We start from the raw sequence: 22203 nt of genomic DNA on the forward strand, positions 1-22203 counted from the left end.
GGCCGTAGGGGGCGTTCGGGTCGGCCCGTTCCAGCACGTCGATGTCCATCGGCGGCATGTCGAGCACCGTCGGGATCAGGCGACGCGGCCGGCGGGCGGCGGACCTGACCGCGGCCGCGACGGAGAGGTGGGCGTGAATGGACCACTACCAGTACCTGCTCGTCCTGGCGGGGTGCCTGGCGATCACCCTGCCGCTGGAGTTCCTGGGCGCGCGCGTCTACCGGCGCCCGGTCGCGCTGGCGCGCGCGGTGCTGCCGGTCGCGCTGGTGTTCCTCGTCTGGGACGCGATCGCGATCGCCGCCGAAGTCTGGTGGTACAACCCCGCCTACGTCACCGGGGTGCGGCTGCCGTTCGCCATCCCGCTGGAGGAGCTGCTGTTCTTCCTGGTCATCCCGGTGTGCGGGGTGCTGACCTACGGGTGCGTGCAGGCGATGCTCGGCCGCCTGCGGGAGCTGCGGAAGGTGCGCCGGTGACCGGGCTGGGGTACACGCTGCCCGCGGTGCTCGCGGTGATCGCCGTGTGCGCGTGGGAGTTGCTGCACCTGCGCACCGGGCTGTTCCGCAAGCCCGCGTACTGGATCTCGATGGCGATCGTGGTCGGCTTCCAGATCCCGGTGGACGGCTGGCTCACCAAGCTGAGCGCGCCGATCGTGCTGTACGCGCCCGAGCACACCAGCGGGCTGCGCTTTCCGTGGGACATCCCGGTCGAGGACTTCCTGTTCGGGTTCGCGCTGGTCACCGCCGTGCTGCTGCTGTGGGAACGGCGCACCGCCAAGGAGGAGGCATGACCCTGGACCGCACCGGACTGGCCCGCCACGAGGTGCCCGGCGCGTTCGACACCGGCGCCGCCGCCTACGACCGGCTGGTCGGCGCGAACCCGGGCTACCACGAGCACCTGCGCCTGTCGGCCCGCCGGATGCGCCTGCCCGGCGGCGGCCGGGGCCTGCGCCTGCTCGACGCGGGCTGCGGCACCGGCGCCTCCACCGCCGCGTTGCTCGCGGCCGCGCCGCACGCCGAGATCGTCGCCTTCGACGCCTCCGCGGAGATGCTCGCCCAGGCGCGGCGGAAGTCCTGGCCCTCGACCGTCCACTTCGTCCACAGCCCGGTCGAGGAGCTGGCCGCGTCGGGGATCTCCGGGCCGTTCGACGGGATCTTCGCCGCGTACCTGATCCGCAACCTCGCCGACCCGGACGGGCAGCTGCGCGCGCTGCGGGCGCTGTTGAAGCCGGGCGGCACGTTCGCCGCGCACGAGTACTCGGTGCGCGACTCGCTCGCCGCCCGCCTGGTGTGGCACGCGGTGTGCTGGAGCATCATCATCCCGGCCGGGCGGGTGGCGACCGGCGACGCGACGCTCTACCGGCACCTGTGGCGCAGCGTCCTCGCCTTCGACGGCGCCGCGCGGTTCCGGCAACGGCTCGCCGGCGCCGGGTTCACCGCCGTGCACAGCGAGACGATGACCGGCTGGCAGCGCGGCGTCGTGCACACCTTCCTGGCCACCAACCCCGAGGAGCCCGCGTGACCGACCGCCGCGCCGTCCGGCACCGCGCCCCCGCCGGCGCGGCGGACGCCCGCACGCTGCCGCACCGGCCGGAGGTCGTGGTGGTGGGCGGCGGAATCGCCGGGCTCACCGCCGCCACCGGGCTGGCCGAGCGCGGCGTGGCCGTCACGGTCGTCGAACGGGAGGACGAGCTCGGCGGGCGGGTGTCGGCCTGGACGGACCGGCTCGCGGACGGCAGCACCGTGTCGATGAGCCGCGGCTTCCATGCGTTCTTCCGGCAGTACTACAACCTGCGCGCGCTGCTGCGGCGCGCCGACCCGGACCTGTCGCGGCTGCGCCCGGTCGCCGACTACCCGCTCGTCGACGGCGAAGGACGCCGCGACACCTTCCGCGGGCTGCCGAGCACGCCGCCGTGGAACGCGCTCGCCTTCGCGCTGCGCAGCCCCACCTTCCGCGTCCGGGACCTGCTGCGGCTCAACGCCCGCGCCGCCGCGCCGCTGGCCGCGGTGTCCGTGCCGGGCACCTACGACCAGCTCGACGACGTGGACGCGGCGACGTTCCTGGAGCGCATCAACTTCCCGCCCGCCGCCCGGCACCTGGCGTTCGAGGTGTTCTCCCGCAGCTTCTTCGCGCCGCCGTCGGAGATGTCGGCCGCGGAGCTGGCGACGATGTTCCACCTGTACTTCCTCGGCTCGTCCGAGGGGCTCGTGTTCGACGTGCCGGACTCGGCCTACGACACCGCGCTGTGGGAGCCGCTGCGGGCGTACCTGGCGGGTCTGGGGGTGCGGTTCCGCACCGGCGCCGAGACCGGATCCGTGGCGCGGGACGGCTCCCGCTGGTCCGTCGACGGTCTCGCCGCCGACGGTGTGGTGCTCGCGGCGGACGTGTCCGGGCTGCAGTCGATCGTGTCGGCGTCGCCGGATCTCGCCGACGAGGAGTGGCGGTCGCGGGTGCTCGGACTGCGGATCGCGCCGCCGTTCCTGGTGCACCGGCTGTGGCTGGACCGCCCTGTCGCGCCGGACCGGCCCGCGTTCCTCGCCACCGGCGGGCTCGATCCGCTGGACAACATCAGCGTGCTGGACCGCTACGAGCGCGAGGCCGCGACCTGGGCCGCCGAGCACGGCGGGTCGGTCGTCGAGCTGCACGCCTACGCCTGCGCCGACGAGGTCGTCGCGCTGCGCAAGCAGTTGGTCGACCGGCTGCACCAGCTGTACCCGGAGACCGCGGGCGCGCGGATCGTCGGCGAGCTGGTGCAGTGGCGGCGGGACTGCCCGCTGTTCGGCGTCGGCGACTTCGCCCGCCGCCCCCGCGTCCGCACCCCGTTCGACGGGGTCGTGCTGGCCGGGGACGGGATCCGCATCGATCTTCCGGTCGCGTTGATGGAACGCGCGGCCGCGACCGGCTGGCACGCCGCGAACTGCCTGCTCGCGCGGTGGGGGCTGGCCGGGCACGAACTGACCACCGTGCCGGTCCGCGGGCGGTTCGCGCCGCTGCGGGCACTGGCCGCGTTAGGAGGGTGAGATGTCACCGCGCTGGCCCCGCAACTGGCCGCTGCAACCGATCCCGCGCACGCCGTGGGCGCGCCAGGAGCCCACGTACCGCGACGCGAAGCCGTCGCTGATCGAGGCCGCGCTGAAGCGGGCCGAGGCGCGGCCGTCAGGGAACTGGTACGTGTTCGCGGCGAGCCGGGACGTGCGCGGCGACCGGCCCTACGGGTTCTCCGTGGCCGGGATCGAGCTGGTCGCGTGGCGGGACCGGGCCGGGAAGCTGCTGGTGGGACCCGGGGCGTGCCCGCACCTGGGCGCGCCGATGGCGCTGGGCGCGGTCGACGACGGCGGCCTGCTGTGCCGGTGGCACGGGCTGCGGCTGGACGAGCGGTCGTGCCGTCCCGCGTTCGACGACGGGGTGCTGGCGTGGGTGCGGCTGGACCGGGCCGGCGGCGAGGAGCCGTTGCCCGCGCCGGTCGTGCCCGCCCGGCCCGCGGGTGGGGTGGACTCGGTGGCGCGGCTGGAGGGTGTGTGCGAGCCGCGGGACGTGATCGCGAACCGGCTCGACCCGTGGCACGGCTCGTGGTTCCACCCGTACTCGTTCACGCGCCTGAGGGTGCTGTCCGCGCCGGCCGAGGTCGACGTGGCCGAGGAGGACGACCGGTTCGTCGTGTCGGTGACCTTCCGCGTCACCCCGACGCTCGGCGTGCCCGTCCAGGCGGAGTTCACCTGCCCCGGCCCGCGGACGATCGTCATGCGCATCACCGAGGGCGAGGGGGTCGGCAGTGTGGTCGAAACGCACGCCACGCCGCTCGGCCCCGGCCGCGACGGCCGCCCCCGCACGGCGGTGATCGAGGCGGTGGTGGCGGCGTCGTCCCGCCCCGGCTTCCGGCTCGCCCGCGCCGCCGCGCCCGCGCTGCGCCCGCTGATGCGCCACGCGGCGGCCCGCTTGTGGAAGGACGACCTCGCCTACGCCGAGCGGCGCTACCAGCTGCGCAGCGAGGACTGGAGCCCCCGCGACACCCGGGCGTGAGGGCTCGTCCAGCCGCCACCTGGAATCCTGCCGCCCCGCCGACCGGGCCGCCCGCGCCCGCCTTCACGGGTGGAGCAACCGCGCAGGCGGGCCGGTTTGGCGGCGGCGCCCCCGCGCCAGCTCCCGCCAGGCCGGTCCCCACCACCGGCGCCTTCACGAGTGGACCAGCCCGCGACGGCCGCCCCAGGCCGTCCACCACCAGCACGCCCATCCACGCCCCGCACCACCCTCACCGGCACCTTCACGAGCGGACCTACCGCGACGGCCGCCCAGGCCGTCCTCTGCCAGCGCGCCCTTTCAATCCCGCCACCACACCGGTCGCTCCCCCACCACCGGCACCCACACGAGTCGACCAGCCCGCGACGGCCGCCCCAAGCCGTCCACCACCAGCACGCCCATCCAACCCCCGCACCACCCCACCGGCACCTTCACGAGCGGACCAACCGCGACGGCCGATCCGATGCCGGCCACACATAAGGCAGGTCGTCCGGCACCCCGTCGAAGAACCGCCGGTAGTGCTCCGGGTCCTTGTGCAGCAACGCCGACTGGTGGCTGCGGTGGAACTCGGGGTCGCCGAGCCACGGCGGCATCTCCCCCGCCTCCCGCAGCGCCTGCTCGTCCCGCGGCTGCGGCACCCCGACCGCGCGCGCCAGGTCGTCAGTCAGTTTCACCGCGCACGTGTCGGTGTGCCCGGCCGCGCACCACACCCGGCACACCTCCAGGCCGTAGCGGGTCAGCGCCTCCTCGTAGCCGGTCCACATCTTCGCCGCCGGGTGGTGCCGCCACCCGTAGTTCGGCACCGTCAGCGCCCGCAGCACCTGGAGCGTCTCGACGCGCTGCTTGCCGAGGCGCCGCGTGTCCAGCACCTGCGCGGTCTCGGCGAACCCCGGGTACGGCAGGAACGTCTGCATTCAGCCCACCCGCTCGTCCGGCGTCGCCTCGTGCCCGGCCACCCCCCGCGAGCGCCGCTCCCGTTTCAGCTCCGCCTCGAACAGGTGCCGCCGCCCGCCGGTCAGCTCGCGCGCCTGCCGCTCGAACGCGCGGAACGGCTGATAGTAGGTGTCGTCGAAGTCCTCGACCACCTGGAACGTCCACCGCCCTGGCAGCACGTTGCGGCCCACCAGCTCGCGGGCGATGCGGTCGGCCAGCTCGTCGTGGCCGGCCTTGCGCAGCAGCTCGACGGCCTCGCCGACGGCGAAGTCGGTGGTGCCGGTCATGCGGTGGAACTGGTAGAGGTGCCCGCGCGCGACCTCGAGGGTCTCCAGGGCCTCGGTGAGCTTGCCTACTGCCTCGACCGTCGCGCGGTCGTACCGGTCGGCCTCGGGGTTCTCGTCGTCGAGACGGGCGTCAGTCATGCCGGCGGGGTACCCACCGCGAACCGTCTCACAACCGTTGCCGGACGAGCACGGGTTCACGTTTCGTGCGCGAGACCGCCACCCCGGCCAGGCAGAGGACTCCGCCGGCGAGCGAGAGCCAGCCAGGCACCTCGCCGAGCACCGCCCAGGCCATCAGCACCACCACGGCCGGCACGGCGTAGGTGGTCGAGCCCATCTTCCCCGCGGTCGTGCGGGCCAGCGCGTACGCCCAGGTAGTGAAGGCCAGCGCGGTCGGGAAGACGCCGAGGTAGAGCATGCTGAGGGTGGCTTCGGCGGGCGCGGTCGCGAGGTCGTCGAGGAGCTGCCCGGCGAACGGCAGGCACGCGACGGCGCCGATCAGGCAGCCGAAGGTGGTGACCTGGAGGGCCGAGGCGTGCTTCAGGGCGGGTTTCTGGCTGACCACGCCACCCGCGTAGGTGATGGCCGCGAGCAGGCAGAGCACCACGCCGAGCACGGGCGCGTGGCCGCGGCCGGACATCGACAGCCCCACGACGACGGCGCCGGCGAAGGAGACGGCGAGCCCCGCGAGCAGCCGCCCGGGGAAGCCTTCGCGCAGCAGCCAGCCGCCGAGCAGGGCGATCAGGATGGGGCCGACGTTGACCAGCATGGCGGCCGTGCCCGCGTCGACGAGCTGTTCGCCCCAGTTCAGGACCACCATGTAGGCGCCGAACCACAGCACGCCCGCCCCCGCGATGCCCGGCCACGCCTCGCGTTTCGGCAGCCCTTCGCGCCGGATGACCAGGAAGACGAGCAGGGTGAGCGCGCCGGCGACGAGCCGCCCGAGCGCCAGCGCGCCCGGCGCGAAGTGCTCACCGGCCGCCCGGATGGCCACGAAGGCCGACGCCCACAGGACGACGGTGGTGAGGGCCGCGACCATCGCGCGGCGGTCCATGCTGAGATCCACGACCCGGACGCTATTCCCCGGACGCGTCGGTGTCCGGCGATTTTCCGCCACGACGCCCGACGAGCCGGTCCAGCAGCTCGCGGTTGCCGGGCCAAGCCTGTGCGAGCACCTCTCTTGGTACGAGGCGCGCCGCATACCGCAACGCCAGCGCGACGACGAGAACGTCGTCGAGAGGCCCGATGACCGGCAGGAACTCGGGAATCAGGTCGATCGGCGAGAGCACCCAAAGCCCCGCGACCACGACGGCGACCTTCGCCCGCCGCGGCACGCGCGGATCCTTGCGAAGCCGTTTGACGGTGATCACACAGTCCGGCAGGAGCCGCGCGAGATCCCTGGCCAACCCCGGCGGCAGCAGCTTCGCGAGGAGAATCAGCAGCGCCCACGTGGCGAGGACAACCCCAGCCGCGATCAGGACGCCCGTGAGCCAACCAGGCACTTCGCGCTCCTCCGGGTAGGCCTCGACAGGAGCCTACCCGTCTCACCCTGTGTGACCAGCCGCTCTTATAGCGCACTGTTGATCACGCGCAGTGACCCACCCCCCGTGAACGAGCGTCCGCGGATGGGCTACTCTTGTGCGCACAAGAGAAGAGCAGGTCCGAGTGGCGGAATGGCAGACGCGCTAGCTTGAGGTGCTAGTGCCCGTAAAGGGCGTGGGGGTTCAAGTCCCCCCTCGGACACAACCACTGCGCACACGGATGGCCGGGGCTGGGTTTCAGCCACCACCATCCGTGTTGTTTCGTTGTAGGTCAGTTTCAGGCCGAGCTGGCGGTAGACCTCCAGCTTGACGCCCGCGTCCGCGTCGCGCAGCACCTGGAGCAGTCCGCCCATCGCGTCGACCAGCTGACGGATCTCGTCAGCGGTCATTGTCCGGTCCGCCCCCGTTCGGGCGTCCGAGGCGGCCAGCTGCGCCTCCAACACCGCCTTCTCCCGCTGCACCTGCCTGGTCCACTTGGCCACCAGCGCCGGATCCGTGCCGGCCTCCAGCGCGGCCTGGTGCCGGGCGAGCTTCCGATCGCACTCCGCGAGCGCCCGCCGCGTCTCCACTCCAGCGGGAGCAGGATCCGGCTGCGACTCCTCCATCGCGGTGAGCGACCGTTCGATCTTGCCGGGCGCGAACACCTGGGCCAGCCACGTGTCGAGCGGCTCCAGCACCACATCCTCCCGCAGGTGCACCGTCAGCGGGTGGTCGACCCGGTTGGCGAGGGCGTACTCGTTCGGGTAGCGGCAGCGGTAGTGGGCCCGCTCACGGATCCAGTTGCCCTGCATGCGCCGCCCACAGCTCTCGTGGAACAGCAGGCCCTTGAGCGCATAGGGGTGCTTCTTCCGCTCGGTCACCCGGCCCGTCGACCGCGCCCCACGTGACGCCAGACGGGCCCGCACCTGCTCGAACGTCTCCCGGCTGATCAGCGCCGAATGAACCGGCTGGTCGGAGAAGACCCACTGGTCCCGCGGATTCCACGCCAGCTTGGTCCGATGCCCCAGCCCGACATCCTCGACATCGATCAGAGACTCCTGCTTGCGCTGCTTGTTCCACACCTCGTGACCGGTGTAGCGCGGATTCGTCAGGATGGTCCGGACGGCGCTTTTCGACCACGCCACCCCCGACCTGTGCTGGTTACGGCCCCGATCGTACGCCGACGGACACGGAATTCCGTCAGCGGTGAGTCGTTGCGCGATCGCGAAGACACCGATCCCCGACAGGTACTCGTGGAAGATCCGTTGCACGACCGGCGCCGTCTTCGGATCCGGCTCGAGCCGATGCAGCCGCTTCCCATCGCCCGCCTTCGCCGGGTTCGGATGCGGACCGGCATCAGCCAGCCGATAGCCGTAAGGAGGACGGCCACCCAGGTAACGGCCCTCCACCTGGGCCTGTGCCGCCATCGCCGACCGCACCCGGACCTTGATCCTGGTCCGCTCCCCCTTGCTCATCCCGCCGAACACCGACATGACCAAATCGTGCGCCTCAGACTCCGGGTCGACCGCTCCCCCGACCTCCGGCACCCACAACCCCACCCCGTAATGCGCGAACACCGGAAACGTCAGCCCGTACTGGTTGCCGTAGAACGCCCGCTGAGGTTCACCGACCACCACAGCCTCGAAACCGCGCTCCTGCCTCTTGAGCACCTCGAGCAATCGAGCCGCCTCCGGCCGCCGCTTCCACGGAATCGAGCGTGACTGCCCCACATCGAAAAACTCCACCACGATCTCACCGTGCCGCTCGACCAACGCCCGCGCCCGGGCCAACTGCCAGTTCCGCGAGGCGTCCGGATCCTGCTGATCCTCCGTCGACACCCGCCCATAGAATGCGAACCTGATCACTACGCCGCCTCCCGCTCCCCCGACACACCACGCGGCGACGCCGCCCGTACGCCGGCCCCACCGCGCCCGCGCTCGCCAGCGACGTTGCGCACCAGCCGCAACAGCGCACGCGCTGCGGCCGGCGATAGGACCGGCGATGTGGGTGGTACAACCACGTGAACCTGCTCGCCGCTAGAACCGGCGGGCCGATGCAATCGGCGTTGCTTCGCCGCCGTCATCGCCGCGCCTTTCGCAGCGCTTCCGACCGGTCGGCCGTCCCGCTCATCAGGCAAGCAAGCACCTCTACCCGGAACGGACCGAACGCTCTCAGCGGACCGCCAAATGCTGACCGCCCTGAAATCCCGATCACCAAAACATGCGACACGCCCATATCTACGCTCCGCAACTACGCCGACGTCAAGGACAGGCGCCAAGCCGTGCAGCCCTCGCCCAAGAGCACAGGATTTCCATGCGGAACCATCACGGCCTGACACACTGAACTCCGCCAGAGCGGCACATCGGGGACACACGGACCGGAGAAAAACAAAGGTCCGCTGATCGGGGTAGCTCATCTCGACAGCGTCGCTGGCCGCATGTGGCTGGGTCACCACCAGCGGTGCGAGCCGTCAAGCCACCACCCCGACGACACGGTCAGGGAGCTCGAAAGCCGTTTCGCGTCTCCAGCAACTGATCACTTAAGTGTGAACTATGTCCGCGATACCGCGCTGACCTGCGGAAACATGACTCCTGCAGGTCCGCGTGGGTCGTTCAGGTCGATTGGATGTCGTTCCGGCGGGTTCAGCACGTAGCCCTGCTCCCAGCTTGCTCCCCACGGTGCTCCCAGGTTGAGCATCGAACAACGCAAAACTGGTCGCCGCCAAGACGACGGAGGCGTACCCGGCAACCGCAGCGATGAGGTGCGGCTGAACCATCTCCGGATAGCGGCCGGCGACGGCCACCGTGTGAAGCCAGATTGCATGGTGCTGCGCTGAGCTCAGTCCCCCATCTGGACCAACCGGTCACGGCCGGACTTGCACGCACGCCACTGGCCGACCTCGCCCAACTCGGCTGTACGCCCTGGCAGGCGATCATGTGACCTGGCTCCTCAAATCCGGCCGCCAGTGACTCTCCGATCCGTTAAGCGCAGTTGAGGAGCCCCAAATGTGCGATAAGCCGCTGACCTGCGAAAATTTGACCGTCGCAGGTCAGTGCGGAGCTGACCGATCGTCAAGTTCTGCACGGACCGTTCGGCGCACAGGTTTCCTGCCAATCTGCTCCCCTGCACACACGGCCAGAACCGGTCCATGTTGTCCCGCCGTGCACACGCCGCCGCGCGGGAAACGTTCAAATCCTTCTTTCAGCGACCGACAGAAATTTGGCCCTGACATCCGACTTGGCAGAAGCCTTCCAGCAGGCCACGAAATCCTGGAGCCAAGCCGAGCACCTCGCCTTCGTTGAAGCCTTCGTGGGCGAGCGGGGGCCGAGTATACCCAATGCGATGGTCCTCACGGCGATCAATCTGACGTCCGCACCCGAAGGGGGCATGGCTGACATTCTGATAAGCCGGTACAACGATAGCACTAATAACGCCATGCGCACGGCAGTGTTGGACCTGTGGGTCGCGGCGTCAATCAGCGGCGAGCGGGAGAGAGCTCAACTCTTCACGCAAATCGCGATAAGGATGCTAGAACTGAAGTCGTCCGGCAGACCAAATGCCGAGGCCGTACGTGCCGTTCTCCGGCGAATGCCTGAGATTGGCGCTCCACCAAAGGGCATCAGGAAGGCATTCAACCACGCGGTCAAGCATGCAGTTGAAGGAACGAAAGATCTTGAGAATTCGGCTGTGACCACCTTAGAGCGAGTCGGCTACCGAACCAGGGTCTATCCCGTGATCGGTGTTTCCGGCGGTTCGGTTAGTAGGTTTCGGCTCCCGGCCAGCGGTCACCGAACGTGATGGCGAACGCGTTGATGACTGGCTTCCAGCGCATTGTCCATCGGGCGCGGCCGGTCCCGGTCGGGTCCAGGCTGCGAGTCACAAGATACAGACACTTCATCGCGGCTTGCTCGGTGGGGAAATGTCCACGCGCGCGGATCGCCCGCCGGTAGCGGGCGTTCAGTGATTCGATTGCGTTCGTCGAGCAGATCATGCGCCGAATTTCAACATCGTAGTCCAGGAACGGCACGAATTCTTCCCACGCGTTGCGCCAGAGTCGAACCATCGCACCATATTTCTTGCCCCATTTCTCCTCGAGTTCGTCCAGCGCGGAGAGTGCGACGCCAGGATTCGGAGCCGTGTAGATAGGTTTGATATCCCGCTTGATCTCGTCCCAGTGCTGCCGCGCTGCCAACCGGAACGTATTGCGGATCAAATGAACGATGCACGTCTGAACAATGGTCTGCGGCCACACGTTCGTGACGGTCTCCGGCAGACCTTTGAGGCCGTCGCAGACGAGGAAGAACACGTCGCGGATCCCGCGGTTCTTCAGATCGGCCAGGACGCTCATCCAGAATTTCGCGCCCTCGCCACCGACGCCCATCCACAGGCCCAGGACGTCCTTCTGCCCGTCCACGGTCACGCCGATGGCCGCGTAGACCGGCCGGTTGGCGACCTGCCCGTCCCGAACCTTGACGTGGATAGCGTCGATGAACACCGCCGCGTAGATCGCGTCGAGTGGGCGGCTGGCCCATTCCTGCATCTCGGCGACAACCTTATCGGTGATCCGCGAGATCGTCTCCTTACTCACCGACGCCCCGTAGATCTCACCGAAATGCGCGGAGATCTCGCCGGTGGTCATTCCTTTCGCATATAACGACAACACGATCTGGTCCACGTCGGCGAGCCGACGCTGCCGCTTCTTTACGATCTGGGGCTCGAACGTGCTTTCCCGATCCCGCGGAACCTCGACCCGTACCTCGCCGGCAGCGTCCGAGATCACGGTCTTCGACCGAGTCCCGTTCCGCACATTGGTCGATTCCCGATCCGCCTCCGCCTGATTCTTCTCATGGCCGAGGTGCTCGGTCATTTCCTCGTTAAGTGCCGTTTCCAGCACGTTCTTGGTGAACAGCTTCAGCAGGCCGTCCGGGCCGGTCAACGCCAACCCTCGCGCCTTGGCCTCGGCCACCATCGCCGCCGCGGCAGCCTGCTCCGGCGACAGCTGCGCCGGCTTCTGGTCACGCTTGCGTGGACTCACAAGGTCCGATGTCATCCTTACCCTGGTCGTAGGTGTCCGGGAGCTGCCCATAGGCTCTCCGGCACCCAGGGGTGCCGGGTATGGCTTTGATGTCACCGCCGCCGATGGCCTTGAGTGATTGGCCGCCCGGCACCCCGCGACGACTCGACCGCTAATTGGGATGCGCGACGTGGATCGCTGTGTAAGGACGCGACGGCGAGGTCGTCTGTTGGGCCGTGACCGCGACATCATCCGAGTAGGAGGTGGCCGTGCCCGAGCTCTGGGCCGGAATCGACGCAGGCAAATCGCATCACCATTGCGTCGTGGTGGACGCCGACGGGAAACGACGGCTGTCCCGGCGAGTCGCCAACGACGAGACGGCGCTGTTGGAACTCCTCGCCGACGTTGCCGAACTCTCCGGCGAAGGCACCGCAACCTGGGCGATCGATCTCAACGGCGGAGGCGCGGCGTTGCTGCTGGCGCTGCTGGTCAACCACGATCAGCGCTTGCTCTACATTCCCGGCCGCACCGTCTACCACGCGGCAGCCAGCTACCGCGGAGACGGCAAGACCGATGCCAAGGACGCCGCGATCATCGCAGACCAGGCCCGCATCCGGCGCGACCTGCAACCGTTGAGGCCAGGCGACGAAATCAGTGTGGACCTGCGGATCCTGACCTCTCGCCGCACCGACCTGATCTGCGATCGCACCCGAACGATCAATCGTCTGCGAGCCCAACTGCTCGACTATTTCCCTGCTCTCGAGCGGGCTTTCGATTACAGCGCCAGCAAAGCCGCGCTCACCCTGCTTACCGGTTACCAAACGCCTGACGCGCTGCGCCGGATCGGGCAGTCCCGTCTGGAAACGTGGCTGCGCAACCGGAAAGTCCGCAACGCCGCTGCCGTCGCGGCAATCGCGATCGAGGCCGCCGCGGCGCAACACACGGCCTTGCCCGGCCAACGGCTCGCCGCCGACATGGTCATACGGCTGGCGAAGGCGGTGATCGCTCTCAACGAGGAAATCGCCGAGATCGACACCCTTATCGAGAGGCGGTTCCGCCAGCACCGACACGCCGAGATCATCCTGAGCCTGCCCGGATTCGGCCCCCTGCTCGGTGCGGAGTTCCTTGCCTCAACCGGAGGGGACATGACCCTGTTCGGCACCGCCAACCGCCTCGCCGGCGTCGCCGGGCTCGCGCCCACACCCCGCGATTCCGGACGGGTCAGCGGAAACCTGCACCGGCCACGCCGCTACGATCGGCGCCTGCTGCGAGCCCTCTACCTCTCGGCGCTGGCCAGCATCCGCTGGTCCGAGGCATCCAAGACCTACTACGACCGCAAGAGGGCCGAAGGGAAACGGCACACCCAGGCCGTCATAGCGCTCGCACGCCGGCGACTCAACGTCCTCTGGGCCATGCTGCGCGACAACACGCGATACCACGTCGAATCCGCTGCGCTTGCGGCTTGACAACATCATTGGGAATCACTCACAGTGCCCATCCCGCCGGACCTTAGCCCGGCGTGTCGGGCCAGAAACACCGATCTTGGAACAGTCCCCCGAACCAAGAAAACAGGCTTTCTGGGCAATCGTAAGGTCATCGACTTCGACAGGTGATCTCGCAAAACAGTAAGCAAGTTCACCCCTCTGACACTTCCACCCCACTAAGGGGCGAGTAGAACGGTGGAGGTCGCCCTCAAAGTGCTGACCAGATCCATGGACGTGGCTTTTTACCTCGCAGGCAGGCGATCCGATGGCGTGCCTCGTGGGCGGCGTTGGGGTTGCTGGCGGCTTTGCTTGCGGCGAAGGCGACCCAGCGCAGTTCTTGAATGTCGGCGAGGGTGCGGAATTCGGGGGTTTCGGTGATGTCGTCGTCGCCGTAGGCGGTGAGGAAGGACTTGTAGTCGGCGTCGGTGAGGCGGGCGAAGTCGGTGTAGTCGACGGCGATTTGCACGAGGTCCCATTGTCTTGGGCCGATCGAGAACGCTTCGAGGTCGAGCAGGATCGGCTGACCGTTCTCGGGGACGGCGACGTTGCCCTGCCAGGCGTCTCCGTGCAGGACGAACCGGCCTTGGTTCATTTCGAGTTGGTGATAGTCGGCTTCGAGTTGCTCGAGCCGTTGTAGGAGCCAGTCGCGGTCGTCGGCGTTGATGGGAGTCGCGTCGCGGATGCGAGGAGCGATGCCGGCGAACGGGTTGTGCAACGGGAGTTGTGGGCGGGTTGGGACATCCAGGCTGTGGACGGCCTTCAGTACGGTGGCGAGTTCGGCTGGTGTGGCCGGGCGGTGCGGCGGGAGAAGGTGCCACCAGGTAACGGGTCGCTCGGCGACGACCACGAGCTGTGGCAGGCTCTCGATGACCTGGACTGCTGGGATGCCTTGGCTGGCCAGCCAGATGGCAGTCTCAGCTTCTCGTCGGGCGGTGTCTGCGGTGCCGGGGCGGCCGATTCTGGCGACGATGCCGCCGGGCAGCCGGTACATCACGTTGGAGCCGTCGCGGATGAGCTGAGCGCCCTCGGTATCAACCCCGGCTTCGGCAGCCGCGGCTCCGAGCACGTCCCAGGCGGGTTTCGGGTCGGTCGTCACGCCGTGCATGGTGTCAGGCGAGCGTCCCGGTGACGGCCGCGATCCCACGCTGCAGTTCTTGGACCTCGCTGACCTGCGCGTGTTCCCGGGACGCGAGCGCGAGGCCGCGGAGTTCGTCGGCAACGCGTCGCGATCGCAGGGTGGCCGCGGCGTCGACGGCCTGGCGGCCGACGGTCACCGCTTCGCCGATGTCGCCGACGGCCATCATCAGGGCGGCCAGCCGGGTGCGGGAGAACGCGCGCGACCGCGGGTAGGTGTCGCCTTGCCGGTCGATGGCGGCTTGCAGTCGAGTGGCGGCGAGGTCAGGCTGCTTGCGGTGCCGGGCGATGGGGATGAGCGCTTTGCCGGTGCTGCCTTGGTGTTCGGCGTCGTCGTAGTAGACCAGCCAAGGCGGGTCGCCGGCGGGATCACGGTGGGTGAAATGTTCGTCGGCGCGGCGGATGTCGTCCTCGGCTTCGCGGTGCCGGCCGGTGAGGGCGAGGATGCGGGCGTGCAGAGTCCAGAGCATGGCGCGGGCGGTGGCGGTGAGCCGGTCGGCGCGGACCTGGGCGAACTCGATCAGCGAGAGCGCGTCGTCGAGGTCGTCGAGGTAGGCGGCTTTGCGGGACATCTCAGCGAGCGTGTTCGCGCGCAGTGCCCAGGATCCGGCCTGCTCGGCCGCCCAGAGCGCAAAGGCGAAACAGCGGTCGGCGGCGCGGTAGTCGGCAATGTCGAAGGCGGCGAACGCGACGACACCGGCCAGGTTACCGACGGCTTCATGCAGGTCCCGCCGCACCTCGGTGGTGGCGCGGGCGTCGAGGAGGTTGCCCGCCCAGCGCAGCTGCCCCAGGGCGGCTTCGGCGGACAGGCCACCGCCGAAGAGGTTCTCGGCGAGCGCCACGGCCCGCGTGGTGGCGCGAACCTGCTCGACGTCGGCCCAGCCGACCCTGGCCGGGACCGGGGTCTCAACCGTCGTGTCCGCCAGGAACTCAGCAGGGGAACGTCCGAGGGTGACGGCGCCGAGCTCCCCTGCCAGGGAGGGAGTAAGCGGCGCAGCGCGGGTGTTGCCGCGCTTGGTCGGGCGGAAGCCGAGGTCGGCGTCGCTGCTGACGCCGAGGACCGCGCGGAGCCCGGCGCGGTAGGGGGCGCTGGGCCAGCGGACCTTTCCGCGTTCGTAACGGGCGATGGCGTGCCCGTCGAGCTGGTAGCGCTGGCCGGTGGTGTCCCAGAGGTAGCGGTTGACCTCGTCGGCCAGTTCGCCCGGGCTCATGGGTTCTCCGGGCGCGCGCCGGGACGGGGTTGCGCGGCGTGCGGCGCGGAGCTTGTCGTTCGGCTCGTCCATGATCCCCTCCCGATCGCCGTCCCACTGTAGCTCCCGGACCAGCGAGGATGCCCCGGGATGCCCCGCAGAATGCCCTTATCGCGGCAGCACCTGGGCGCCACGCTGGTGACATGTCCCGAGCACAGACCGTGGCCAGCGAGCGTCCCGAGATCGACGAGTTCCTGTCTCCTGCGGTGCGTGAGCTCGCCGAGGCGGCCGGGTTCCGGTTCTCGGTGAGCCACGCCTCGGGGATGTTGCTAGCGCGCCGCCGGGTCGGTGTGTTCGTCGATTACGTCCACCTCGGCCCTGCGCAGGTGCCGTGGTCCTGCGCGGCCCGCTTCCGCGCCGACTTCACGCCACCGCCCGGCTCGGACGGCGGCACGGCGTGGCGCTCCGACGTCGGCAGCGCCAACCGGCTCCTGCGCCGGGTCCTCGACTGGAGCAACGATGACCCCGACCGGTGATGAGCAGCCCAGGGTCCGAGGCGGTGGCGTGGCTCGGGGTGTGGAACCGCTACCGTCACGTCGTGCAGGCGGGCAACACCACCAGGCTCACCGCGCGCGGGCGCTCGTTCGGGCTCGCCGAGTGTGGTGTCGCCTGCGTCCCGGTGACCGTCACCTCGACCCGTCCGTGGTGCCCCGCGTGTACGGCCAGCCGGGTCCTCCACGGGCTCCGCCGGCTGTAAAACAACCGGTCCTCGCCCGAACCCGTTCAGCAGAAAGGGACGCCGCCGTGCTCGTCGATGCGGTCATGACCGATCACCCCGCCTGGATGCCCGCTCCCGGGGGCCACCTGCGCGTGGTGCGACGGGGCGAGGCCGTGTGGCTGCTGACCTGCAGGCGGAACCCGAGGGGGCATGCCACCGAGGCGCAGCCGCTGATCGGGTCCGGAGAACGTCCCGTCCTCGACATCGTCGACCCAGCCGCGCTGGCCGGGCCCGATGACCTGGTTGTGCCCCTGCGCGGCGGGGGGCGGGTCGGGCGCTGGCGCAACCCGGATCTGTGGGACGCGCTGGCCACGTCGATCGTGCGGCAGGTGATCCGGGCCGGGCAGGCTCGCAAGCTCTACCGCCTGTTCAGCCAAGCCCACGGCCAGCTGGTCGATACTGACCACGGCCCGCTGTGGCTGTTCCCGACCGCGGAGACGGTGCTGGAGCTGGCGGAGGCCGAGTTCGCCCGGCTGGGGATGGCGTTCAAACGCCGCCCGCTGCAAGCGGCCGCCGCGGCCTACCTCGAGCACCGCGACAAGTGGGCCGACCTCGACCCTCTGCTCCTGCGGGATGAGGTTCAGACCGTGCCGCGGATCGGGCCGTGGACGGCCGGCGCCACCGTCGCCGACCTCACCAACGACTACGCCCTCTATCCCTTCGCCGACCTCGCCGTCCGCACCTGGGCCCACCGGCTCGCCCCCGAACGGGACTGGCCCAGCTCCGAACCGGAGTTCGCCGAAGTGTGGCGGGAGCTGGCGGGCGACCAGCTGTCCAGCTGGACGCTACTCACACTTGCCTGGGGAGTTCGCCATGCCAACACCACCGGAGCCGCCGCCTTCTGAGCTGATCGCCGGCGCCGACCTCACCCGCACCCTGGACGCGGTGTTCGTCAACGCACCCCTGCGCGACTACACCGAACACCCCCGGGTCAACGACTTCACCCTGCCCGTGCTGGGCATGGGCTACCTCGCCACCTACGCCGCCTCCCGCGGCTTCAACGTCGGCCTGCTCGACGCCGAAGCCCACGGCCTCGGGATCGACACCACCATCCGGCTCGTCAACGACCTCGCGCCCCGCTGGGCGGGGTTCAACCTGCTCGCCCCCACCTACCAGCTCAGCGCCCGCATCGCCGCCGGCCTGCACCCCGAGATCAAGATCCTGCTCGGCGGCCACCACGCCAAAGCCATGCCCACCGAGATCCTCACCGATCCGCGGATGGCCCGCTGCACCGCGCTGGTCCTCGGGGAAGCCGAAACCCGCGTCGCCGAACTCCTCGACAACCACCACCGCCGCGCACACCTACCCGGCGTCCTCTGGCTCGACCCGGCTACCGACGCCGTGGCTCGAGGAGCCGGTAAGGACACCGGACACCTGGCGCCGGATATCAACGCGTTGCCCTTCGTCGACCGCCGCTACCTCACCCAAGATCCGCACCACGATCACGGGCGACTGGAGGCGAACATGGTCGGCGCGCGCGGCTGCCCCTACAACTGCTCCTTCTGCGGCGCCGCCGTCTCCGCCAACCCCGACGTCACCATCCGCACCCGCGACCCGCACAACATCCTCGCCGAAATGCACCAACTCCGCGGCGACGGAGTGACCGCGTTCCGGTTCGTCGACGACCTCTTCCTCGGCGCCCGCCGCGTCATCGACGAGATGATGGCCGCCTTCCGCACCGACCGGGTCGGCGACTGGGCCGTCTGGGACGCCACCGGCCGGATCAACGTCCTGCACCGCGCCACCGACACCTCCCTCGACCTCCTGGCACGCAACGGTTTACGCGAAGTCGCCCTGGGTATCGAGTCCGGCAGCCAGCGGATGCTCGACCGCATCGACAAGCGCATCGACCCCGCCATGGCGCGCACCGTGACCCGCCGGCTCACCGAACGCGGCATCAACGTCAAGGGCTACTTCATCCTCGGCTTCCCCACCGAGACCCGCGACGAGATCGACAGCACCGTCCGGCTCGTGCACGACCTGTGGGACCTCACCGACAACCTGCCCGGCACCTTTCGCGCCTCCACCTTCGAATACCGCCCGTATCCCGGCACCCCGGACTGGCACCGCTTGCTCGCCACCGGCCGCTACACCCCCGACCAGCTGCTCAACTACAGCCACGTCGACCTCACCGACGCCGGCCTGGACGACACCCTCCGCGAACGCGACGAGTTCAACTTCTCCGTCAACCTCCCCCTCGCCGACGCCCCCATCGACTACATCCGCACCCACCTCGTCGCGCTCGCCCGCGAACAACACGCCCGGAAAGCCGCATGACCCACCACCAGGACCTTTTCGTCGCCATCGACGGACCCGCCGGAACCGGCAAAACTACCCTCACCCGAGCCCTCACCGAGCGCCTCACGCGTGACGGCTACCGCGCGCACGCCACCACCCAACCCTCCCGCGCCCAGCTCGGCGAGATCGCCCGGCACGGAACCGACACCTACCGCGGCTACGAGCTCGCCTGCCTCGTCGCCGCCGACCGCTACCACCAGCTCCGCACCGAAATCCGGCCCCAACTCCACGCTGGCCGCATCGTGCTCTGCGACCGTTACGTCGCCTCCTCCTACGTCCTGCAAACCATGGACGACGTGCCACCCGCCTTCATCCACACCCTCAACGCCGTAGCCGACCGACCCGACCTCACGATCATCCTGACCGCCGACCCCGCCGTCGCCGCAGCACGCATCCGCCGCCGCGGCGCGCACAGCCGCTTCCACACCGACATCACCTCAAGCCGTACCGAGGCAGCGCTCTACCGCGACGCGATCACCTTCCTCAAAGCGCACGGCCAGGCCGTGCTCACACTCGACACCACCCACACGTCGACCGACCAGCTCGTCGAGGCCATCACCCAAAAGCTGACCCCACTGGCCCGCCTCCAACGACCGGAACAAGCCACCGCGTAGCCTCACCGCGTGGCCGACCGACACCTCATCGACGTACACATCCTCCTCGTCGACAACGGCAACCTCCTGCTCACCCGCCGCCGCGACACCAACCCCACCTTCAACGGCCGCTGGCACCTCCCCTCCGGCAAACTCGACGCCGGCGAATCCGTCCTCCACGCCGCAGCACGAGAAGCCGAAGAAGAAATCGGCGTCCTCATACACCCCGACGACCTCCAGCACCTCCACACCCTCCACGTCAACGGATCAGGCGTCGAACCCCGCCTCGGGCTGTTCTTCCTCGCCACCCGATGGGCCGGAACACCAGTCAACCGCGAACCCGACAAATGCTCCGCCATCGGATGGTTCCCCCTCGACAACCTCCCCACCGACCTGATCGACTACCCCGCCGCCGGCATCCACGCCTACCGCACCAGACAACCCTTCGCCATCCACGGCTGGCCCAGGACCAGAACTTCGATCGCCATGCTCAACTAGATCGCGGGGAACAACGGTGCGCACGAGGACACATCAGCACACGGCTCACACCACAGCCATCAGGTGAGTAGGCCCTCGAACCAGGCGCGTAGATCATCGAGAGTGGGGCCGACCTTCTGTCCTGCGAGGTGGTCGACGTACGCCTGGCGGAGCTGGAGCTGCCCAGGTCGCTCGTCGTCCACGGCTGGAAGGTGTGCCTCGTGAAGCCACTGCACGCCGCCAAAGTGGTCGAACGCCAGCGGGAACGACATCGGGAACCTCATCGCGCCCTCCGGTTCCATGAGTGCGAGTAGCTGGTGGACCTCGCGGTTGGTGGCGTACCGGGCACCGTCGACGAGGCCCTCGACCTGTGATCGTCCTGCTTCGTATCCGGCGAGGTACGGCTGGGTCGGGGTCAGGTTGCCGTTTCTCCTCTCAGGCATACCGCGGCAGAAGTCGTCCAGCCCCCGCGCCCACATCAGGAATTCGACTGCGGGGCCCCGGATGATGTGCGCGACCTCCTCGCGCCCGTTGAGGTCGTCGAACTTCATCCCGTCCAGCTGACTGAACACGTCCCGCCACCGGTCGTGTGCCAGCTGCAGCACCGCAGAGTGCCGCGCGCTTTCGCGTAGTCGAACGTGTTGCTCATCCTCAGCGGCCGGCTGTCAGCTGATGTTGTTGCGGCGTTCGAGGAGGACGGTGTCGTGCCAGGTGCCGTCGCGCTGGGCGATGCGTTCGCGGATGCCGATGGTGCGGTAGCCGGCGGAGTGGTGCAGGGCAAGGCTGGCGCGGTTGTCGGTGAAGATGGAGGTTTGCAGGGTCCAGTAGCCGGCCTCGTCGAGGGCGATGACTTGCTGGCGGATGAGGGCTTTGCCGATGCCGCGGCCGCGGTGGCCGTCGGCGACGTAGATCGAGGTTTCGGCGACGCCGGAGTAGCACTCGCGGGTGGACACCGGGGTGGCGGCGGCCCAGCCGACCACGGTGCCGTCGATCTCGGCGACCCACCGCTGCCCGTCGATCCACTTCGCGTCGAGGGTGGCGCGGCTGGGGACGGTGGTCTCGAAGGTCGCGATGCCGGTGTCCATGCCTTCGCCGTAGATGCGGCGGACCGCGGCCCAGTCCTCGTCGCGCAGCGCGCGGACGGTGACGTCGGCGGGCACGTCTTCCGGGCAGCAGGGCCGCGGGGCGAGCAGCCCCATGACCGCGTCGGCGGCCTGCGGGAGGCCGGCGCAGCAGGCCGCATTCACCGTGACGATGGTGGCAGTGCGCTCCTTGCGGACCTGCACGAACCCGACGTCGGCGAGTTTGCGCACGTGGTGAGAGCACGTCGACTGGCTGATCCCGAGCAGCTCGGTCAGCGCGCCGACGGTGATCCCCCGGGGCGCGGTGGCCACGGCGTGCAGCAGCCGCACCCGCGTCGGTTCGGCCAGGCAGGCGAACCAGTCGGCATAGGTGGCGGCTTCGCCATCCGCGAGGACCTGGGCCTGGGGCGCGACGGTGGTCGTCATGCCCGCGAGTATATCGATTCGAATCGATGGTTGTCTCTATCGATGTCAGTCGATACAGTCTGGCCAAGTCAATCGAGTTGGATCGATGGAAGGAGCCGGGATGAGTGAGCTACCCGTCGTGGTGGTGGGGGCCGGGCCGATCGGGCTCGCGGCCGCGTCCGAGGTGCTGGAGCAGGGCTTGGAGCCGCTGGTGCTGGAGCGCGGGGCGCAGGCGGGGGCGTCGGTGGCGCAGTGGAACCACGTGCGGTTGTTCTCGCAGTGGTCGGAGCTGGTGGACCCGGCGGCAGGCCGGCTGCTGGAGGCCACCGGGTGGGAACGCCCCGCCGCCGAGGACTACCCGACGGGGCAGGAGTGGGTGGCGCGTTACCTGGCACCGTTGGCCGCCGCCCTCGGTGAGCGCGTCCGGTTCGGCGCCGAGGTGGTGGGTGTGGCGCGTCGTGGCCGGGACCGCGTCGTGGATCACGGGCGGGACACCGAGCCGCTGACGGTGCACGTCCGGCACGCCGACGGCCGCGAGGAGCTGATCGCCGCGCGCGCGGTGATCGACGCCTCGGGCACGTGGACCAACCCGAACCCGCTGGGCGGCGACGGTCTCCCAGCCTTGGGCGAGCGGGCAGCGGCGGACCGGATCACCTACCAGGTGCCCGATCTCCGGGACGCGGCCGTGCGCGCCCGGTTCGCCGGCAGGCACGTCGCGGTCGCGGGCAGCGGGCACTCCGCGTTGACGGCGCTGGTCGCGCTCACCGCCGTGGAGGGGACGCGGGTCACCTGGATCCTGCGCCGCGGCTCGGTGGGCAACACCTTCGGCGGCGGCGAGGCCGACCAGCTGCCCGCGCGCGGCGCGCTCGGGCTCCGCGCCAAGGAGGCCGTGGACGCCGGGCTGGTGCAGGTCGTCTCCGGGTTCCGCACCGAGGCCGTCGAGCGCGACGAGCAGGGCCGCCTGGTGCTGCGCTCGGGCGACGGGCGCACCGTCGAG

Annotated in this window: 21 protein-coding genes, 1 tRNA gene and 2 pseudogenes; 14 read left to right on the forward strand and 10 right to left on the reverse strand. The window is 69.7% G+C overall.

Features of this window, described 5'->3' with window-relative positions; all coding sequences use genetic code 11:
* The first annotated feature begins 137 nt into the window (after positions 1-137).
* The 5 genes from ABZ215_RS37280 to ABZ215_RS37300 are packed head-to-tail and all read left to right on the forward strand — an operon-like array spanning position 138 to position 4017.
* The gene (locus tag ABZ215_RS37280) at positions 138-473 is read left to right on the forward strand and encodes a lycopene cyclase domain-containing protein (protein WP_354955207.1); all 336 of its coding nucleotides are present in this window, start codon (positions 138-140) and stop codon (positions 471-473) included.
* On the forward strand, positions 470-787 hold the full coding sequence (locus ABZ215_RS37285; protein WP_020419108.1) for a lycopene cyclase domain-containing protein: 318 nt from the start codon (positions 470-472) through the stop codon (positions 785-787). The genes ABZ215_RS37280 and ABZ215_RS37285 overlap by 4 nt, the downstream gene beginning before the upstream one ends.
* Positions 784-1518 (forward strand): class I SAM-dependent methyltransferase, encoded by a 735-nt coding sequence (locus ABZ215_RS37290; RefSeq protein ID WP_020419107.1) that lies wholly within the window; start codon positions 784-786, stop codon positions 1516-1518. Before ABZ215_RS37285 ends, ABZ215_RS37290 begins: the two co-directional genes overlap by 4 nt.
* Entirely contained in the window at positions 1515-3017 is a 1503-nt protein-coding gene (locus ABZ215_RS37295; protein ID WP_354955209.1) for an NAD(P)/FAD-dependent oxidoreductase, read from the forward strand. Before ABZ215_RS37290 ends, ABZ215_RS37295 begins: the two co-directional genes overlap by 4 nt.
* Position 3018: 1 nt before the next feature.
* A complete protein-coding gene (locus ABZ215_RS37300) occupies positions 3019-4017 on the forward strand; it encodes a DUF5914 domain-containing protein (RefSeq protein ID WP_354955211.1) in 999 nt (332 codons plus the stop codon).
* Positions 4018-4445: 428 nt separating this feature from the next.
* Here ABZ215_RS37300 and ABZ215_RS37305 read toward each other — a convergent pair whose 3' ends face one another.
* Genes ABZ215_RS37305 through ABZ215_RS37320 form a run of 4 tightly spaced genes read right to left on the reverse strand, consistent with a single transcriptional unit; the run spans position 4446 to position 6733 of the window.
* Positions 4446-4928 (reverse strand): MSMEG_6728 family protein, encoded by a 483-nt coding sequence (locus ABZ215_RS37305; RefSeq protein WP_354955213.1) that lies wholly within the window; start codon positions 4926-4928, stop codon positions 4446-4448.
* Positions 4929-5372, reverse strand: coding sequence for a hypothetical protein (locus tag ABZ215_RS37310; protein WP_020419103.1), 444 nt, complete (start codon positions 5370-5372; stop codon positions 4929-4931). It abuts the gene before it with no gap.
* A 28-nt stretch (positions 5373-5400) separates the two neighbouring features.
* On the reverse strand, positions 5401-6285 hold the full coding sequence (locus tag ABZ215_RS37315; protein WP_354955241.1) for a DMT family transporter: 885 nt from the start codon (positions 6283-6285) through the stop codon (positions 5401-5403).
* A 22-nt stretch (positions 6286-6307) separates the two neighbouring features.
* Positions 6308-6733 (reverse strand): DUF1232 domain-containing protein, encoded by a 426-nt coding sequence (locus tag ABZ215_RS37320; protein WP_354955215.1) that lies wholly within the window; start codon positions 6731-6733, stop codon positions 6308-6310.
* Positions 6734-6890: 157 nt separating this feature from the next.
* Here ABZ215_RS37320 and ABZ215_RS37325 point away from each other — a divergent pair.
* Positions 6891-6974 (forward strand) — tRNA-Leu (locus ABZ215_RS37325).
* 739 nt (positions 6975-7713) lie between these two features.
* On the opposite strand, the pseudogene ABZ215_RS37330 reads toward ABZ215_RS37325, so the two are convergent.
* A pseudogene (locus ABZ215_RS37330) lies at positions 7714-8616 on the reverse strand (recombinase family protein); the annotation flags it as partial.
* A 1892-nt stretch (positions 8617-10508) separates the two neighbouring features.
* Positions 10509-11801: an IS256 family transposase gene (locus tag ABZ215_RS37335; protein WP_354955217.1), complete on the reverse strand. Its 1293-nt coding sequence runs from the start codon at positions 11799-11801 to the stop codon at positions 10509-10511.
* Positions 11802-12028: 227 nt separating this feature from the next.
* On the opposite strand from ABZ215_RS37335, the gene ABZ215_RS37340 reads away from it, so the two are divergent.
* Entirely contained in the window at positions 12029-13231 is a 1203-nt protein-coding gene (locus ABZ215_RS37340) for an IS110 family transposase (protein WP_354955219.1), read from the forward strand.
* Positions 13232-13457: 226 nt separating this feature from the next.
* On the opposite strand, the gene ABZ215_RS37345 is transcribed toward ABZ215_RS37340, so the two are convergent.
* Together ABZ215_RS37345 and ABZ215_RS37350 are read right to left on the reverse strand one after the other, a co-directional pair.
* On the reverse strand, positions 13458-14345 hold the full coding sequence (locus tag ABZ215_RS37345) for an aminoglycoside phosphotransferase family protein (RefSeq protein WP_354955221.1): 888 nt from the start codon (positions 14343-14345) through the stop codon (positions 13458-13460).
* Between the two features lie 13 nt (positions 14346-14358).
* Positions 14359-15666: an XRE family transcriptional regulator gene (locus ABZ215_RS37350; RefSeq protein ID WP_354955223.1), complete on the reverse strand. Its 1308-nt coding sequence runs from the start codon at positions 15664-15666 to the stop codon at positions 14359-14361.
* 110 nt (positions 15667-15776) lie between these two features.
* On the opposite strand from ABZ215_RS37350, the gene ABZ215_RS37355 reads away from it, so the two are divergent.
* The 6 genes from ABZ215_RS37355 to ABZ215_RS37380 are packed head-to-tail and all read left to right on the forward strand — an operon-like array spanning position 15777 to position 19740.
* Positions 15777-16109 carry a hypothetical protein gene (locus ABZ215_RS37355; RefSeq protein WP_354955225.1) on the forward strand — a complete coding sequence of 111 codons (333 nt, stop codon included), beginning with the start codon at positions 15777-15779 and terminating at the stop codon, positions 16107-16109.
* Complete coding sequence (locus ABZ215_RS37360; protein WP_354955227.1) at positions 16109-16330, forward strand: hypothetical protein; 222 nt, start codon at positions 16109-16111, stop codon at positions 16328-16330. Before ABZ215_RS37355 ends, ABZ215_RS37360 begins: the two co-directional genes overlap by 1 nt.
* 47 nt (positions 16331-16377) lie before the next feature.
* A complete protein-coding gene (locus tag ABZ215_RS37365) occupies positions 16378-17196 on the forward strand; it encodes a hypothetical protein (RefSeq protein WP_354955229.1) in 819 nt (272 codons plus the stop codon).
* Positions 17165-18628, forward strand: coding sequence for a radical SAM protein (locus ABZ215_RS37370; RefSeq protein ID WP_354955231.1), 1464 nt, complete (start codon positions 17165-17167; stop codon positions 18626-18628). Before ABZ215_RS37365 ends, ABZ215_RS37370 begins: the two co-directional genes overlap by 32 nt.
* Complete coding sequence (gene tmk / locus ABZ215_RS37375) at positions 18625-19263, forward strand: dTMP kinase (protein WP_354955233.1); 639 nt, start codon at positions 18625-18627, stop codon at positions 19261-19263. The genes ABZ215_RS37370 and tmk overlap by 4 nt, the downstream gene beginning before the upstream one ends.
* A 9-nt stretch (positions 19264-19272) precedes the next feature.
* Entirely contained in the window at positions 19273-19740 is a 468-nt protein-coding gene (locus tag ABZ215_RS37380; protein ID WP_354955235.1) for an NUDIX domain-containing protein, read from the forward strand.
* 59 nt (positions 19741-19799) lie between these two features.
* On the opposite strand, the gene ABZ215_RS37385 is transcribed toward ABZ215_RS37380, so the two are convergent.
* Together ABZ215_RS37385 and ABZ215_RS37390 are read right to left on the reverse strand one after the other, a co-directional pair.
* Entirely contained in the window at positions 19800-20270 is a 471-nt protein-coding gene (locus ABZ215_RS37385; RefSeq protein WP_354955237.1) for a hypothetical protein, read from the reverse strand.
* Between the two features lie 114 nt (positions 20271-20384).
* Positions 20385-21267 (reverse strand): annotated as a pseudogene (locus ABZ215_RS37390) (GNAT family N-acetyltransferase).
* Between the two features lie 60 nt (positions 21268-21327).
* Here ABZ215_RS37390 and ABZ215_RS37395 point away from each other — a divergent pair.
* The coding region (locus ABZ215_RS37395) for an NAD(P)-binding domain-containing protein (RefSeq protein WP_354955239.1) at positions 21328-22203 on the forward strand (876 nt) is incomplete at its 3' end.

The sequence above is a fragment of the Amycolatopsis sp. NPDC006131 genome (genome assembly GCF_040614175.1).
GTDB classification, from domain to species: domain Bacteria; phylum Actinomycetota; class Actinomycetes; order Mycobacteriales; family Pseudonocardiaceae; genus Amycolatopsis_E; species Amycolatopsis_E tucumanensis.